This is a genomic window from Paraburkholderia sp. SARCC-3016, from assembly GCF_031119615.1.
Classification (GTDB): domain Bacteria; phylum Pseudomonadota; class Gammaproteobacteria; order Burkholderiales; family Burkholderiaceae; genus Paraburkholderia.
Genome location: NZ_JAVHZD010000006.1, coordinates 37,184 through 53,891, shown reverse-complemented (window position 1 = coordinate 53,891; position 16,708 = coordinate 37,184). Strand labels below are relative to the sequence as shown.

The following is a 16,708-nucleotide window of genomic DNA, read 5'->3' as shown; positions in this document are numbered from 1 at the left end:
TCCGCCGCTTTCAATATGCGTTGCTGCCGACGAAACCTTTCCAGAAAGTCAGCACGACGATCTTCATGTCGAGCCAGAAGGTCCAGTGCTGCATGTAGTACAGATCGAGCTTCACGCGGCCCATCATCTTTTCGATGCGGTCCGTTTCGCCGCGATAGCCGTTGATCTGCGCCCAGCCGGTAATGCCCGGCTTGATCCGGTAACGGTGCATATAGCCGCGCACCAGGTCCTTGTAGATGTCGTCGTGCTCGAGCGCGTGCGGGCGCGGGCCGACCACCGACATTTCGCCCCTCAGCACGTTGATGAACTGCGGCAGCTCATCGAGGCTCGTACGGCGCAGGAAAGCGCCGACCGGCGTGATGCGCGGATCGCGCCGCGTGGCCTGCGTCACCTTGCCGGCCTGCTCCTTGTGCACCTTCATCGAGCGAAACTTGTAGATCTCGAACTCGTTGCCGTCGATGCCCTTGCGCTTCTGCCTGAAAAACACGGGCCCCGGCGACGACAGCTTGACGAGCACCGCGATCACGAGCATCACCGGCGACAGCGCGGTCAGCGCGGCGAGCGCGAACAGGCGATCGAACACGCGCTTGGGCAGTACGCGCAGATCGGTAATCGGCGACGCCGCGAGGTTGATGGCCGGCACCCCGAGCAGATCGACCATCGGCTGATTGAACAGCGTGAGGCTGCGCACGTCCGGAATAAAACGGATGTTCACGAAGTCGTTGCGGAACTCGGTGACGAAGCGATGGATCGTGCGCTCCTTCGACATCGGCAGCGCCATCCACAGCTCGCGCACCGCGCCACGCCGCACCATCTGCACGAGGTTCTCGTAGTCGCGCACGACCGGCACGCCTTCGATATCGGGCGGCCCGAACTCGCTCGCACCGGGATCGTCGAGCGGATCGTTCTCGCGGCGGTTGTGCGCGCCGTCCTCCGTATAGAAGACGACCGGCGCGAAGCCCGCCTCGGGGCGGCTTCTCATCTGCTCGATCAGAAACTTGCCGTACGGCACGCTGCCGACGATCGCCACCGCCTTCTGATTGAAGCCTTCGCGGCGCAAGCCCTTCAGCACGGTATGCACGAGCGCCTTCGTGACGATCAGCAGCACGACGCTCGCCACGGCCCAGTAACCGAGCCACAGTCGCGACAGAAGTTCCGCGCGATGCAGGCTGAAGCTCATCAGGATGCCCGTCACTTCGACCAGCAGCCAGCCGCACGACACACGCCACATCAGGTCGTACAGCGATTTGCCGCGCCACGACTGGTAGATGCCGAGCGCCGGAAAGAACAGCACGATCAGCAGACAGTCGAAGGTCAACGAAATGCTTTGCATATCGTCGAGCCACACGAAATGCCCGCGGTGCACCGCGGCCGCGATCATGGCGCCCAGGGCGACCATCGCAATGTCGATGATTCTCGATAGCACGCTCAACATACTGCTGCACCTCGTTGATCAACACGGTCCGGATCACGGCCGCAACCCATGCAGGACACCTCTGAAGGCAATCCGGCTGGTCCGTTTATTCGCGCGGGGATGCACTGGCGAATTGGTGAATACCCTCGTACTAGTATGAATAAAGAGGCATTAAAATTCGCGCCGCAAGTTTCTAAAAAAAACAATTTGTATCGGAAACTATTTCGCGATTTTTTTCTGATTTCTGCGGCAACAATTACCTCTTTTCTACCGGTGGGAATGCGTTTCGAGCGCCATCCGGCCGTGCTTCCCGATATTTTTTACATTTCTTTCCTGCAACTGTTGTATTCATGCATGCGCGATTCCGCCGGAACAGCGCCAGGGATATTTCGCTAATTCTCATATTTATGTGAATTTTTTGGGTCGCTCTGACTTAAATCTATCGCAATTCCGGGCGGGAAGTTTTCTGGAAAAATTCGCTTTGAATTAAGCTTTCTTTTATTGACCAATTACTACGTGTTAAAACTCCGAGAACTCATTCCAGCTCGAGGAGTCAACCATGAGTGCTCTCGGCACGGCGTCCACTGCCGTCCAATCCCGCTCCGCGTCCACCGCGCCGCTTTCCGTCAAGCTCAAGGTTCAACCGGTGATTCTGGCCGGCGGCTCAGGTACGCGCCTATGGCCGATGTCGCGCGAGCAGCATCCCAAGCAACTGATCGGCCTGCTTGGCGAGGACTCGCTGCTGCAATCGACGACGCGCCGTCTCGACGCGCTCGACGCCGGTTACGCGGTGGCCGACCAGCTCGTCGTGGTGTGCAACGAAGAGCATCGCTTTACGACGGCCGAACAGTTGCGCGTGGCCGGCAAGGCGAGCCGGCTCATGCTCGAGCCGGTCGGCCGCGACACGGCGCCCGCGCTGACGGCGGCCGCGCTGTCGGTGGCGGCGCAGGACGACGATGCAATCATGGTCGTGATGCCCGCCGACCACGCGATTGCCGACCTCGCCGGCTTCCAGGCGGCCGTGGCCGCGGGTGTCCAGTACGCGGCGGCCGGCCATGTCGTGACGATGGGCATCGTGCCGACGCGCGCGGAAACGGGCTACGGCTATATCCGCCTCGGCGCGCCGATGCCGGCGACGGCGGGCGAAAGCGGCGAAAGCGCGCCGGCAGGCGGCGCGCGGCACCTCGACCGCTTCGTCGAGAAGCCGCATTTCGAACTCGCGCAGCGCTATGTCGAATCGCAGGATTACTGGTGGAACAGCGGCATTTTCATCATGCGCGCATCGACGTGGCTAAAGGCGATCCGCCACTTCCACCCGGCGATTTACGATGCGGCCGCCGCCGCTTACACGGGCGGCACCGCGGACGGCGACTTCTTCCGCCTGCAGCGCGAGGCGTTCGCCAGCTGTCCGTCGAACTCGATCGACTACGCGGTGATGGAGAAGCTCGGTGGCGACGCGTCGGTGGCAAGCGGTGTCGTCGTGCCGCTCGCGGCCGGCTGGTCCGACGTCGGTTCGTGGGATGCGATCTGGCAGATCTCGCCGAAGGACGACGCGGCGAACGTGAGCCGTGGCCGCGTGATTTTCGAAGGCGCCGAATCGACGTTCGCGCATTCGGAAGGACGGCTGATCGCTTGCGTCGGCACGCAGGATCTCGTGGTCGTCGAAACCGACGATGCGATTCTCGTCGCCGATAAATCGCATGTGCAGGATGTGAAGAAGGTGGTGGGCCGGATTCGCAGCGAGCGCGGTACCGAAGCGACGAACCATCGCAAGGTGCATCGCCCCTGGGGCCACTACGATTCGGTCGACACGGGCGAGCGCTTCCAGGTGAAGCGCATCGTCGTCAAACCGGGCGCGCAGCTGTCGCTGCAGATGCACCATCATCGCGCCGAACACTGGATCGTCGTGCGCGGCACGGCGCTCGTCACGCGTGGCGAAGAGCGATTCATCGTGTCGGAAAACGAATCGGCCTATATTCCGCTCGGCGTCACGCACCGGCTCGAGAATCCGGGCAAGATGCCGCTCGAAATCATCGAGGTGCAGTCGGGCTCGTATCTCGGCGAGGACGATATCGTCCGGTTCGACGATACGTACGGGCGGCGGTAAAGGGGCGGCCAACGGGGGCGGCGCGAGGGGTCGTGCGCGCCATTCCTTCGCTTCGCGCTACTGTGCTTTCGCGTGCTTTGCTCCGCCGCCATAGCGATAAGGCAACGGCTCGCTTCGAAAACTGCATTGGCCCGTAGGCCAATGCTTGAAACGCCAATGCTTCAAACGATCGCGCCGCGGACCTCGAAAGGTTCGCGGCGCGATCGTGTTTGCAAAATGAAAACGCCGGCGTGTGGCCAACGTACGACGTGATGAGACCGTCCGCCTAGCGGACGTGCGAAAGGATCTTGCGCGTCGGCGGGAAGCGGTCCGTCGTTTTCTCGGCGGGCGCACCACTGCCGTTGCCTTCACTCGGATACCGCCGCAATTGCACGCGGTGTGCATTCGCATGCTGCGGATAGGCGCCCGACGCAGTCGCCGAACCATTGCCGGCGTTGCCGGCGCTTGCGCTGCCGCCACTGCCGTTGCGGTTCGCGCCGGCCGGCAACGCATTCTTCACCGCGGCCGACTCCGGCATCGCACGCGCCACCGGCGCTGTCGCAGGCGTGGCCTGCTCCGGCGTACGCGCAGTCAGCGCGACCACGCTCTGCTGCGCGCTCACCGTCTTGACGTTGACCGACGCATAGCTCGGCATCTGCTCATGTCCGGCCGCCGCCGCGCCGTCATCGCCGTACGCGTGCGCGCCGGTCTCGCCACCCGTCTCGCCACATTCGCGATCGATCCATTCGGTCGCCCATTCGAGCGCGAAACGGCGCGCCGCTTCTTCGTCCTCGAAACGCGGGCCGATCAGCCCGGACCGCTCGATGCGACGGCCATCTCTCAAGATTTCGGCCCACGCGCGATACATCGAACTGGCGACCTGCTCGGCAACGACGTAAATCACATAGCCGCGATCGTCGTCGAACTGCGCGCCGCCCGGCATCGCGAGATTCATCCACAGCGGCGCGTGATAGTTCGCAAGATCGTGCTGACGGCTGTGGCCCCAGTCGTCGTCCGACGCGCCATCGGCTTGCGTATGGCCCGCGTACGCCCGCTCGTATTGATCCTCGTGACCGCCGTCGAACCGGCGGCCGTCGGCGCGCCCGTCGAAGGCATAACCGCCGGCGCCCTCCGGGTGATCGTCGAACTGGCGAGTGCCGTTCGGCAGATCGTTGAATCGCGAACCGTCGAACTGCTCCTCGTCGGGCGGCGCCCGGTCCGATGCAGCGTCGTATGCCGCGCCATATCGCGTGTCGCGTTCGACATGTGCGTCAAGCATCTCACGCGACGCACGCGCGTGCGCCGCATGCGCAGCGGTGATCTCGCGCGTCACGTCTTCGTCGGGCGAACTCGACGCGCCGGCGCCCGATGCATCGGTGTGAGCCGGCGGCGCGACGTCGTCCGCGAAAGTTTGCTCATCGACCGCGCCCGCGAGCTGGCGCGTGATATCGGCCATTGCGCCAAGCGGACGCCAGCCGTTCGCGACGCCGGTGGCGGAGCCGCCGGTTTGCCAGGACTCCGGGCTCTTCCAGTAGACGCCGCGCACGGTGTCGTCGCGCGGCTTCGGCTGCTCGACTTCAGGCGCCGGCTTCGCCACGGCGGGCGGAGTCGGTTCGGGGATATACGCGAACGTGCGGCCCGTCTCGGAAAGGAGACGAACCATTTCGATCAGGGTTCCATTGGCCTGCCATTCTTCGAAACGGCGGCGGCAGGTCGGGCCGGACGGATAACGCCCGGGCAGCTTCGACCAGGGTTCGCCGGTTGTCAGAATCCACAACACAGCGTTGGCGACGATGCGTGGTTCGGCTCGCGGCCGTCCACGGCGATTTAACCGGACGGCTGGCTCATCGGAAACGAGCGCGGATAGCCGAGCCCATTCGTCATTGCTTAGCTCATCGAAAAACATGCATTTCTCCACGCGGGCCAGGCCAGGCCGCGGCTTTGGGCCGTCACGAACTTCTACGGTTCGTGTAAGCGCCCCCGGTTGCACAATATGTTTTTCCGTTCCGGCTGCATTGCGAAGAAAGCGCATGGCGCACGGCGCCAGTGCGTGTTTTCCCAATTAACGCGCACGAAACGTGGTCTCACTCATGCATGGGAGAATTTGTGCACGAAGCATACCATTACCAGGGTAAGCGTGAATGGCCTGCGGGCAAGTGTTACGGATAGAAACAATCTTGTCCTGTTTGCCCGGCTGTTTTGAATGCGTTTGTCACGCAAACGTCGTGCATTGTGTTGCAGCGAACGCGCGCTTCGCGGCAAGCATCGGCTGCTTATGCGCTTCTTCGTTTAACTTATTCAAACGATCGCGCCAACCGCCGCACAACCCACTTTGCAAGCGATTCGAACGGCATGCGTTGCGTGATTCATACGCTTCGTCACGCGTCGCTGTTGCGCCACTGTTGCGCCTCGCTTACGCGAATCTAACCGGCGAGATGCTTTCGATGTGCACGCATTCGCCTGGCGGGTTCGCAAATCGCGAGTGCCGCTCGCGTCCACGCATTCTGCAGCGCGACTTCGATCGCCGGTGACGCTTGCCGATATGCCGCAATCGCGCGTTTATCCTGCTCGTCATCACGGTCGTGATCGCGGTTGGAGAATGACGAAGCGCAGGCTGCACGGATTCGTCTCAACGCACGGGCGTTGCCGCGTCCTCGCCGACGACCGTTGTCCATGGACGCACGCGCCAGCGCTTGACGAGTCCGGAACGTACATATGGATCGGCTTTCGCAAAGTTTTCGGCGACCACCGGCGACTCGCCGCTGAAGAGCAGCACTGCAAGGTCGACGGGTTCGCCGACCGCGCCACCGAGTTGCAGCTCGCCGCGGCCGGCCGCTTCCCATGCAAGCTTCAGATGCTCGGCGCGAAATTCGCCGCGCCGTTCGAGGTAGTCGTCGACGAGGTCGTACATCAACAGGTAATGCATTGCGAGTCTCCTTCATTGCGAAAAGCGGGTGGACGAAACGGCAACGCTATTGCGCGAATCGCGCATCGGCGCAAGCCCCGTTACCCCGGATATCCGGATACCAGGGAAACACCTGCCCTGCCCGCGCGTATAAGCGTCAACCGGTGCACCCGTTTGCCCGTTCTGACATTTACCATTCAATACGATGGTGCAGTCAACGGGCCGGACGTCTTTGCCCCGGATCGAATAACGACGAATAACCGATAACCGATGGAGTCTCCCATGAAGATCCAATCCGCAATCGCCGCGCTCGTACTCGGCGCAGTCCTCGCAACGCCCGCCTTCGCCGAAAACAGCCAGCAGAACAAGATGACGATGTGCAACAAGCAGGCCGGCGACAAGAAAGGCGATGAACGCAAGGCGTTCATGAAGAACTGCCTGTCGGCATCGTCGGCGATGGCGGCTTCCGCGCCAATGACGCAGCAGGAAAAGATGAAGGCGTGCAACGCGCAGGCCGGCGACAAGAAAGGCGACGAGCGCAAGGCATTCATGAAGAGCTGCCTCAGCAACAAGGGGTAAGCGCGGGTTCGCCGCCGATACGCTGCGGCGAGGCGGCACGCCTCGCCTGAACCGGCGCGTTCGCGCGACGCGCCGGCCAGTCGTTGCACCCGCAAGCATCGACACCTCCCGAACGACGGCAAGTTACGCCGGGGCCGTTTTCTTCTATGATGGCGGCACAAACGGCCCACAATACGCAATAGAAAAGACAGCCGACACACCAGAAAGGGCCGCCCGCTTGGTCGTATGCCAAAGCGCATGCACGGAGGCAACAATGGTTGGGAGACACAAGAATCGATGGCTGCGCCGCTGGCTCGTCACGATCATCTTCTGGTCGGTGCCGGTGGGGATCGTGGCAGTGCGCGAAATTCAGGAGGAGATGGCCTATAACCGGGTCGACCTGAACAACGCGCTGACGAGCTGGCAATTCACCGATGCGCAGCGCGCCGCCGGCGCGCCAGCTCATTGCCGCGGCACGCCCGATGTCGCACGCGACGCCGGCTGTCCGGCCGACGTGCTCGCCGCGAACGCGCCACGCCAGCAGGAAGCGATCGACGAATACAACCTGCGGCGGCGCACGCTCGCGTCCTACCTGTGGCATGCGTTCGTCGGCTACTGGGTCGTGCCGGCGGCGACGCTGTTCGTGATCGGCGCGCTGATCGGCGGCATCCGGCGCGCGCTGCGCCGGCCGCCTGCCGATCATGTCGCGAGCCACATCGTGCCGGGCACGGCTCCCGGTGCCGCGCAGCATCCTTCGAAGGGCACGGCGAATCGTTAGGCCCCAGTCAGTGATGCGCAGCCGCAACACTTTCAGGAACATTTCAGTGGGCGCGGCAGCCACGCGAATCGAGTAAAAACAACCCGTTTTTGCGACCTTGCCCGGCCTGCCAATCATCAGCCAAAAGCCGCGGCCGCAAGAGCCGCGCACCGTGCGAATCTGCCGTGCGCGCCTATGCGGTACAGGTCACGGGCGAGGTCAGATTTACCCGAAGTTTTGCCCATACGGCCGGAAACGCCCATCACACAAGGCGTTGCGGGCGGCCCCCAAAAGGCACTCTTTACTCATCTGTGTGTTATAACTAAACGGCAACCCGCGTGAACTGAGGCTGCATCCCCGGAACCACGATGGAGAAAAACGATGCAAAGACGAAACTTCATTCTAAAAAGTAGCGCTGCGCTCGCTTTCGGAAGTCTTGCACTGGCAGGCTGCACCACCACCGGGAAGTCTGGAGAATCGGCCGCGACAGACATGTCGAAGCGCCAGTCGATCGACGCGAGCGTCGACGGCACGATGTCTCGGCTCTATTCCACGGTCACCGGTTCGCGCGAACTGGTCGCGAAGTCGCGCGGCGTACTCGTGTTCCCGTCCGTGCTCCAGGTCGGCTTCATCGTCGGCGGACAATACGGCGAAGGCGCGTTGCGCGTAGGCGGCAGTTCGGTTGGGTACTACAGCACCGTGTCGGGCTCGTTCGGTCTGCAAGCAGGCGCGCAATCGAAAGCGATCATTTTCTGCTTCATGACCCAGGATGCGCTCGATCGATTCCGCAGCGCGGATGGCTGGTCGGTCGGCGCCGATGCATCGGTTGCGCTCGTGAAGGTCGGCGCAAACGGCGCGGTCGACTCGACGACGGCAACTGCGCCCGTCGAGGTATTCATCCTGACGAATGCCGGCTTGATGGCCGATGTGTCGCTGGCCGGCACGAAGGTGACAAGGCTCAAGATCTAGCCGGCAGCCGATCCGCCATCGGCATCCGGGGAACTCGCGCGGCACTCCCGCCCGGGAATCCGCGTGCGGCACCGACGGACATCGGCAGGAAAGTTGGCCCCACGTCTGCTTACCGGGACGTGGGGTTTTGTTTTGCGCACGGTATCCCCGCATTGCCTCGTCGAGCGGCTCGCTGAACAGAATAGGACGTGTCGTCGCCGTCGAACGACACGTCGAATGCCCGGCCCGCGTCACCCGCGTCACCCGCGTCACCCGCGTCACCCGCGTCAACCGCGTCAGGGCCGCGCAACCGCCAACTTCTTCTTTTGCAGGAAGGTAACGATGAAAATCACGAATCAGCAGCAACCGTTTGCCGCCATGCAGGCTGACACGTCGGCGTCTCCGGTAACAGCCGGACTTAACGGTCCGCGCATCACGCCCTTGCCGACCGTCGATCGGGACGCGGCCAACGACTTCGCCAATGGGGGCTGGGAGCGGCGCTCGTCCCTGCCGCCGATGCTCTCGAGCAAGCCATGGCAGCCCACCACGGACCACCATGCCGATTGCCGCTGCGAATCGATGACGAAGGTGAAGTCGTCGGAGCCGAAGGGCAAGCACCTTTCCGAGCCGCCCGTGACGTTCCTCGCCCGCGATTCGCTGTTTGGGCTCGCGCGCGAGACCCGCAACGACGCGGCGTAAAAGCGCTGTGCAACGCACGCTTGCGTGCCGCCCGCACGCCTCGCACGCGGTGCAACGCAGGCGTGTCGGCGTCACACGTTCGTCGACGACGCGTCGATAACCTTGAATCGCGAACGCTTCTGCGCGCGGATCACCGACTGATAGGCGTCGACGTACTGCTGGGCCATCCGGTGCGACGTGAAGCGCTCTTCGAAGCGTTGACGCACGCCCTTGCGCGGCACCTTGTGCAACCGGTTCAGCGCCGCCACCGCGCCGATCTCGTCTTCGACGATAAAGCCCGATATGCCGTCATCGACCACTTCCGGCACCGCGCCTCGATTGAACGCAACCACCGGTGTCCCGCAGGCCATCGCCTCGATCATCACGAGGCCGAACGGCTCGGGCCAGTCGATCGGAAACAGCAGCGCGTGCGCACCCGACAGGAACTGGGCCTTCTGCTCGTCGGCGATCTCGCCGATGTACTCCACGTACGGCAAATCGAACAGCGGCTTGATATCGCGTTCGAAGTACTCGCGGTCGGCCGCGTCGACTTTTGCCGCGATGCGGATCGGCATGCCGCAGCGGCCCGCGATGCGAATCGCCGTATCGACGCGTTTCTCCGGCGAAATGCGGCCGAGAAACGCGAGGTACTTCTGCTCGACCGGCTGCGGCGTATAGAGCGTTTCGGGCAGCCCGTGGTAGACGGTCGTGAGCCAGCGCGCCTGCGGCAGCGGCTGGCGCTGCGAATTCGAAATGGAGATGACGGGCGCGGTGTTGAAGGTGTCGAACACCGGCTGCTGTTCGGGCAGATCGAGACGGCCGTGCAAGGTCGTGACGAACGGCGTCTCCTGGCGCTTGAACACCGAAAACGAGTAGTAATCCATATGAAAATGCAGCACGTCGAACTGACTGGCCTGGCGGCGCACCAGTTCCATCAGCAGCATGTGCGGCGCGACGCGGTCGCGAATGCCGGGGTCGAGGCGCAGCGCGCGCGGCCAGACCGCTTCGAGCTTCGCGTTCGTCACCGAATCGCCGCTTGCAAACAGCGTCACGTCGTGGCCGAGGTCGACCAGCGCCTCGGTGATGTACGACACGACGCGCTCGGTGCCGCCGTACAGCTTCGGCGGGACCGATTCGGTCAAGGGGGCGATCTGTGCAATTCTCATGGCGTCTCCGTAGTGGCGAGCGACTGTGCCATTGCGGCGGGCCTGCGGGCAAGCGGAGCGAACCGCGGGGTTCGACGATGCGTCGACCGCGCGATCCGCTCCGCATGCACGCCCTCCCATGCACGATGGCTTGTTGCCTTGTCTGCTTGTGTCCTGCTTTTGTCGTTTTAGCCGGCCCGTTTTTGCCTGGCCGTTCATTTTGCTTACATGTGTCGATTATTGCCTGGCTCGCCGAAAAAAACTGCGTCTATTTCACTTGAAGAGCGCTGTTACAGTCGGGAAACATTCGCTCACGAATCGCCATGCGCGGCAATCAGGCGCGACGCGCCGCTGCGCATCGCGTGCCGCACGGCTTAACGCGCCGGCCATTTCCACGCCGGGATGTCGAGCTCGTCGCTGCCCATGATGCGCGTCGCGCCGAGTTCCTTTTCCAGCACGAGCGACTGGCTGCCGCTTTCGCGTTCGAGGGCCGCGATCAGGCGCGCCGCATGCGAGACGACGAGCACCTGCGAATGCGCCGATGCTTGCACGATCAACCGTCCGAGCGCGGGCAACAGGTCCGGATGCAGGCTCGTCTCCGGTTCGTTCAGCACGAGCAGCGCGGGCGGCCGCGGCGTCAGCAGAGCCGCGATCAGCAGCAGGTAGCGCAGCGTGCCGTCCGACAGCTCGGCGGCCTTCAACGGCCGCAGCAGCCCATGCTGGCGCATCGTCACCTCGAAGCGTCCGTCGAGGTTCGCGATGTCGATGCGCGAGCCCGGAAACGCATCGGCGACTGCGTCGTCGAGGGCCTGCGGCGAACCGATCTCGCGGATCGTCTGCAGCGCGGCGGCAAGGTCGGCGCCGTCGTCGGCGAGCACCGGCGTATGCGTGCCGATTTGCGGCAGCCGCGCGGGCGCGGTCGCGTCGGTGCGGAAGTAGTCGTAGAAGCGCCACGAGCGGATCTGCTCGCGCACCGCGAGCATTTCCGGCGCGCCGCGCGGATCGGCGAACTCGGTCATCATGCTGTCGAAGCTCGCCACGCTTTGCGGCACGGTTTGCCATTCGCCGTCGTCGGCGCGCGTGCGCAGCGAAGCGCCGTGGCGGTCGACGAGCAACGCCGACGGACGCAAGACGGGCCCGCTCCAGATGCATTCGCGCTTGATCACGGGGTCGAGGCCGAACTGCGTGGGTCCCGGAACCGGCAGGCCGAGGTCGATCGCGTAGCCGAAGTCGTCGCCGGCAAAGCCCAAGCGCAGATTCACGGGCTCGTGGCGGCGCGTGCCCTGCACCGGCTGCTCGCCTTCGCGCATCGCGCGCGAGAAACGTTCAGGGCCCGCCCACAGCGTCGATTGCAAGCCGCCTTCGCGCGCAAGCGACGGAATCACGCCGCCGCGCGCGGTTGCCGCAAGCAGCCGCAATGCGCGATAGACGTTCGATTTGCCGCTGCCGTTCGGGCCCGTCACGACATTGAGCCGGCCAAGCGGCACGATCATGTCGCGCAGCGAGCGGTAATGGGCGATCGCGAGTGTGGTCAGCACGCGGATGTCGGGTTGCCGGTTGAATGCGCGGCGCTCAGGACGACGCCGCCCCGCGCGCGTTGCCCGACGCGCCCGCGGTTTTGCCATCGGGCCTCGCCTTGGCGAGCGGCACGGCGCGCAGATCGCGCAGATACGTATCGCGCCACACGCCGAGATCGTTCTTGCGCAGCGCGGCCATATTCGTTTCATAGCGGCGCTTGCGCTCGTCGAGCGGCATCGACAGCGCGCGCTGCAATGCCTCGCACATGCCGACCGAATCGTGCGGGTTCACGATCAGCGAGCCGGTCAGCTCGGCCGCGGCGCCGGCGAACATCGACAGCACGAGCACGCCCGGGTCGTCCGGGTTCTGCGCGGCCACGTATTCCTTCGCGACAAGGTTCATGCCGTCGTGCAGCGGCGTGACGAAGCCGATCTGCGATTCGCGGAACAGCGACATCAGTTTCCAGCGGTCGTAGCGCTGGTTCAGATAACGGATCGGCGTGTAGTCGAGGCCCGAGTAGCGGCCGTTGATGCGCCCTGCTTCATATTCGAGGTCCTGACGGATGTGCTGGTACGTCGAAACGTCGGCGCGCGTCGGCGGCGCGATCTGCACGAGCGTCACGTTGCCGCGCCACTCGGGCGAGCGCTCGAGCAACTGCTCGAAGGCGCGGAAGCGCTCGACGAGCCCTTTCGAATAATCGAGCCGGTCGACGCTCATGATCAGCTTGCGCCCTTCGAGGCTCTGCTTCAGATCCATCACATGCTGCCGGCTTTCGTAGCGCTTGGCCTGCTCGGCGATTTCGTCCGGGAACACGCCGATGCGATAAACGCCGGTGCGCAGCTTGCGGCCGAACGCTTCGACGTAGCCGCCCGGCTTCACGGTGCCGCGTGCGTGGCGCTCGATATAGTCGTGAAACGCGAGCTGATCGGTCTCGGTCTGAAAGCCGATCAGGTCGTAGCAGCACAACGATTTCACGAGCTCTTCGTGCGGCGGAATGTTGATCAGAATCTGCGGCGACGGAAACGGAATATGCAGAAAGAAGCCGATCCGGTTCGTGACGCCCTCGGCGCGCAGCGCTTCGGCAAACGGAAGCAGATGGTAGTCGTGCGCCCAGATGATGTCGTCGGGCTGCAGCAGCTTGACGAGCTTGTGCGCAAGCCATGCGTTGACGCGCCGGTAGCCCGCGTATTCGTCGCGCTCATAGCGCGCGAGGTCGTTGCGGTAGTGAAATACCGGCCACAGCGTCGCGTTCGAAAAACCGCGGTAGTACTGGTCGTAGTCCTTGCGGGTCAGTCCGACGGTCGCGAACGTGACCGCCCCGTCCTGCTCGAGCGTCGGGCCCGCGTTCGCAACCGTCTCGCTGACGACGTCGCCGCTCCATCCGAACCAGACGCCGCCCGTGTCCTTCAGCGCGCCGAACACGCCGACCGCGAGTCCGCCGGCGGAGCCTTTGGTTTCAGTGGGCGTCGCCACACGATTCGATACGACAATCAGTCGGCCCATGCTGTAGTCCTCCTTATCCCGTTCAGGTTCGATCAGGCCGAGCCCTGTGTCTGGTTCGACCGGCGTGACGCCGGCCCCGTTGCACAATCATCCGCTTGCGCGGCGGCGAAGCGCTTCGGCTCGGCGCTGCGTCTGCGCTACGTGCGCGCTGCGTGCGCGGCTACGTCGTGCGATCGGGTATGCGCGTGCGGCCCGCTGACGCGCGCGGCCCGTCGGACGGCTCATTGGACCGATCGCGCTCGCCACGTGCGCCTCGTTTCGCCACCGGGTCGGCCGCGGTGTCGGCCGCGGTGCTCGATGCCGGCGAGGGCGTCGCCTTCGGCATCCAGTCTAGCTCGCCCGTCTGCGCACCGGGGCCGGTCCGGTCCGCGGCGCCCCCCTTCGTTACGTGTTCCAGATCGCCGGAAGCCGTGCCCCAGTTCGCCGCGAGATCGGCGCGTGCGCGCGGCAAATACTGAGGATAGTGCCGCTGCACGAAGCTCACGAGCCCTTCGCGCACGCGGCAGCGCAAATCCCAGTTGAGCCCCGAGTCGTTCGAGCTGACGAGCACGCGCAATTGCATCGCACGCTCGGTCGCGTCGGTCACCTGCAGCACCTGCACGCGGCCGTCCCACTCGGGCGCCGCCTCCACGATGCGCGCGAGCTCATCGCGCAGCGGCACGAGCGGCATCCGGTAATCGACGAACATGAACACGCTGCCGATGATCTGCGCATCGTTGCGCGTCCAGTTCTGGAACGGGTTTTCGATGAACCATTGCAGCGGCACGATCAGGCGCCGCTGGTCCCACAGGCGCACCGAGACGTATGTACCGGTGATTTCCTCGATGCGCCCCCACTCGCCTTCGATCACGACCACGTCGTCGAGGCGAATCGGCTGGGACAAGGCGATCTGCAGGCCCGCGATCAGATTGCCGAGCACCGGCCGCGCCGCAATACCGGCGACGAGACCGGCGACACCGGCCGACGCGAGCAGGCTCGCGCCGATCTGCCGCACGTTCGGGAAAGTCATCAGCGCGGCGCCGATCCCGATGATGACGATTACCACCATCACCGAGCGCGCGAGCACGCGCGCCTGCGTATGGATGCGGCGCGCCTGCAGATTGTCGGCGGTATCGAGCGGATGCGCGGCGACGATCGCTTCGCCGATCGACGCCGCGATGCGCACCGTGAGCCACGTGATGGCCGCAATCAAGGCGAAGGCCGCGGCATCGCGCAAGCCGCCGATCAGCAGCAGCGTATCGGGCGCTTCCCACCAGACGATCTCGAGCGCGACGATCGCCATCACGAACTGCGTCGGCCGGCCGATATGGCGCACCACGACGCTCATCAGCGGATAAGGTCGCACAATGCGCATCAGCACGCGCTGCCCGACCCAATGCAGACCGATCGAGCAGGCGACGAGGCACACGGACACGATCAGCGTGCCGAACCACGAATGGAGCGGTGCCGCGGCGATGCGGCTGAAGTCGTCGAACGTCACCATCAACGCAATGATTCCTCGTCAAGGTTTCGGAGCAAAGGTCCGGCGCGAGTCCGGCGCAAAGCCGGGAACCCGCGGGCCGGTGCGGTCCGCGCGGTTCATGTCGACATGCAGTCGACATGCAGTCGACGCACGGCGAACTGCGCGCGCACGTTGCGCGCGAGATATCGTCCAGAGCGCCGCCCCATGGGTTCACCGCTGGGTTTACTGCTGCGTTCACCGCTGCGTTCAGCGATGTGCACGCTGCGGTGCGCATCGCAGGCAGGCCGAGCGGAGAAGCAGCGCTCGTGCCTGTGTCCGACGGCGCGGAGCCGATCGAGGCAGCAACGCCGCGCAACGCGCGGCCATCGGCCTGGCGGTACAACCGGTACTGCAAGTGATCAGGCGCGGTGGTCACGCAACGACCCGCATCAGCGTGACGGGGTCGCACGGTACGCCCGCGTACGCCCGGGTACGCCTGGACGCACGCCCTGGTTCGTCCGTCAGTTGGACGACCCTTTGCATGGAAATGCCTTGCCAAGCCCGAGCGAGACGGCCGTGCTCGCGTTGAAACTCGCCGCGCCCGGATTTTCCGCGATGTATTTGCGTACTGCATCGGTCAGCTGTTGCGAGCGCGCCTCGGGCGGCAGGCAGAAGTACTGCCCGACGCGCGGCCCGGTCGTGCCGCCGATCGCATCGATCGTATTGAATACCCCGTCGGCCGCGCCTTCGATATACGCGCCGCATGCACTTCGCGAAGCGATATCGGTCTTCGTGCACAGCTTGTTGAGGTCGGCCCCCGTAAACGCATTCGCTGTCAGCGGCACGGCGAGCACGCTGGCGCAAATCAGAACCCGCAGCATGTTGATCCTTCAAGGTATAAGCGGAGCAGATTTTTTCCGGCCACTCCGTGCTTCGGCCGGTCCGCTATTTTGCACTGTTTTGCGAGGCCGGCGCAGTGGCGCCGGCGGGCGTCTGCTGCTGGGTCTGCCGCAGCCGCGCCGTCAGCCCGTCGACGACGTCGGGCTCCTTGTACTGCTTCGCGAAGTCGAGCGCCGTCAGACCCAGCTGGTTCTTCACGTTCAGGTCCGCGCCGCTATCGAGCAGCAGCTTCACCGTCGACACATGGCCGCCGCGCGCGGCCATCATCAGCGGCGTCGTGCCGTTCGGCGAACCGGCGTCGATATAGGCGGAGTGGTCGAGCAGCACCTTGACGACGTCGTCGTGGCCATTGGTGGCCGCATAGTGCAGCGGCGTCCAGCCCTTCTTGTTGACCTCGGCGTCCTTCGAGATCAGCAGATTCACAAGCGCGACGTCGCCGTTCAGCGCCGCCATCATCATCGCGTTTTCGCCAGCCTTGTCGACGATCTCGATGTTCGTCTTCGGATTGTCGAGCAGCAGCGCCGCGACGTTATCCGACTTTTCGCGCGCGGCCAGCACGAGCAGCGGGTAGCCGTACGAGTCGGCCATGTTCGGGTCCATGCCGTTGGCGAGCTGCTTCTTCACTTCGCTCACGTCGTCGAACTTGACGGCTTTGATCATCGTGTCCGCGGGCGCCGCCACCGCCGGCTGCGAGACGAGCGCGGCGAATGCCGCGCAGACGAGCGTGCCGGCCGCGACCGCGCGAGCGGCGGCGCGTGCGATGCCGGCGCGCGCTTGCGACGGCCCACGCAGTTCACGAATACGGAGATCGGTGAAATAGTTTCGCATATTTAACTTTAATAATATTCGGTATCT

Annotated in this window: 14 protein-coding genes and 2 pseudogenes; 6 read left to right on the top strand and 10 right to left on the bottom strand. The window is 64.3% G+C overall.

Features of this window, described 5'->3' with window-relative positions; all coding sequences use genetic code 11:
* Positions 1-10: 10 nt before the first annotated feature.
* A complete protein-coding gene (locus tag QYH69_RS08025) occupies positions 11-1,435 on the bottom strand; it encodes an undecaprenyl-phosphate glucose phosphotransferase (RefSeq protein ID WP_308831359.1) in 1,425 nt (474 codons plus the stop codon).
* Positions 1,436-1,483: 48 nt separating this feature from the next.
* Between QYH69_RS08025 and QYH69_RS08020 the strand changes: the two genes are divergently transcribed.
* Positions 1,484-1,810 (top strand): hypothetical protein, encoded by a 327-nt coding sequence (locus tag QYH69_RS08020; protein ID WP_308831358.1) that lies wholly within the window; start codon positions 1,484-1,486, stop codon positions 1,808-1,810.
* Positions 1,811-1,973: 163 nt separating this feature from the next.
* Entirely contained in the window at positions 1,974-3,521 is a 1,548-nt protein-coding gene (locus QYH69_RS08015) for a mannose-1-phosphate guanylyltransferase/mannose-6-phosphate isomerase (protein ID WP_308831357.1), read from the top strand.
* Between the two features lie 265 nt (positions 3,522-3,786).
* Here the strand turns inward: QYH69_RS08015 and QYH69_RS08010 are convergent.
* The 3 genes and pseudogenes from QYH69_RS08010 to QYH69_RS08000 form a co-directional block, all read right to left on the bottom strand.
* Positions 3,787-4,404 (bottom strand): annotated as a pseudogene (locus QYH69_RS08010) (hypothetical protein); the annotation flags it as partial.
* 435 nt (positions 4,405-4,839) lie between these two features.
* Positions 4,840-5,406: pseudogene (locus tag QYH69_RS08005) on the bottom strand (transposase); the annotation flags it as partial.
* Positions 5,407-6,129: 723 nt separating this feature from the next.
* Positions 6,130-6,426, bottom strand: a complete 297-nt coding sequence (locus QYH69_RS08000; protein WP_308831356.1) for a YciI-like protein — start codon at positions 6,424-6,426, stop codon at positions 6,130-6,132.
* A 261-nt stretch (positions 6,427-6,687) separates the two neighbouring features.
* Between QYH69_RS08000 and QYH69_RS07995 the strand changes: the two genes are divergently transcribed.
* The 4 genes from QYH69_RS07995 (at position 6,688) to QYH69_RS07980 (ending at position 9,367) form a co-directional block, all read left to right on the top strand.
* Positions 6,688-6,984, top strand: a complete 297-nt coding sequence (locus tag QYH69_RS07995) for a PsiF family protein (RefSeq protein ID WP_308831355.1) — start codon at positions 6,688-6,690, stop codon at positions 6,982-6,984.
* A gap of 253 nt (positions 6,985-7,237) precedes the next feature.
* Positions 7,238-7,741, top strand: coding sequence for a hypothetical protein (locus QYH69_RS07990; protein WP_308831354.1), 504 nt, complete (start codon positions 7,238-7,240; stop codon positions 7,739-7,741).
* A 360-nt stretch (positions 7,742-8,101) separates the two neighbouring features.
* The gene (locus QYH69_RS07985) at positions 8,102-8,689 is read left to right on the top strand and encodes a YSC84-related protein (RefSeq protein WP_308831353.1); all 588 of its coding nucleotides are present in this window, start codon (positions 8,102-8,104) and stop codon (positions 8,687-8,689) included.
* 321 nt (positions 8,690-9,010) lie between these two features.
* On the top strand, positions 9,011-9,367 hold the full coding sequence (locus QYH69_RS07980; RefSeq protein WP_308831352.1) for a hypothetical protein: 357 nt from the start codon (positions 9,011-9,013) through the stop codon (positions 9,365-9,367).
* Positions 9,368-9,438: 71 nt separating this feature from the next.
* On the opposite strand, the gene QYH69_RS07975 is transcribed toward QYH69_RS07980, so the two are convergent.
* From QYH69_RS07975 to QYH69_RS07950, 6 genes are all read right to left on the bottom strand, one after another.
* On the bottom strand, positions 9,439-10,512 hold the full coding sequence (locus QYH69_RS07975; RefSeq protein WP_308831351.1) for a glycosyltransferase family 4 protein: 1,074 nt from the start codon (positions 10,510-10,512) through the stop codon (positions 9,439-9,441).
* Between the two features lie 353 nt (positions 10,513-10,865).
* Positions 10,866-12,029 (bottom strand): AAA family ATPase, encoded by a 1,164-nt coding sequence (locus QYH69_RS07970; protein WP_308831496.1) that lies wholly within the window; start codon positions 12,027-12,029, stop codon positions 10,866-10,868.
* A 34-nt stretch (positions 12,030-12,063) separates the two neighbouring features.
* A complete protein-coding gene (gene otsA / locus QYH69_RS07965) occupies positions 12,064-13,512 on the bottom strand; it encodes an alpha,alpha-trehalose-phosphate synthase (UDP-forming) (protein WP_308831350.1) in 1,449 nt (482 codons plus the stop codon).
* A gap of 160 nt (positions 13,513-13,672) precedes the next feature.
* Positions 13,673-14,995 carry a mechanosensitive ion channel domain-containing protein gene (locus QYH69_RS07960; protein ID WP_308831349.1) on the bottom strand — a complete coding sequence of 441 codons (1,323 nt, stop codon included), beginning with the start codon at positions 14,993-14,995 and terminating at the stop codon, positions 13,673-13,675.
* Positions 14,996-15,474: 479 nt separating this feature from the next.
* Positions 15,475-15,834, bottom strand: a complete 360-nt coding sequence (locus tag QYH69_RS07955; protein ID WP_308831348.1) for a Rap1a/Tai family immunity protein — start codon at positions 15,832-15,834, stop codon at positions 15,475-15,477.
* A 64-nt stretch (positions 15,835-15,898) separates the two neighbouring features.
* The gene (locus QYH69_RS07950; protein ID WP_308831347.1) at positions 15,899-16,681 is read right to left on the bottom strand and encodes an ankyrin repeat domain-containing protein; all 783 of its coding nucleotides are present in this window, start codon (positions 16,679-16,681) and stop codon (positions 15,899-15,901) included.
* Positions 16,682-16,708: the final 27 nt, after the last annotated feature.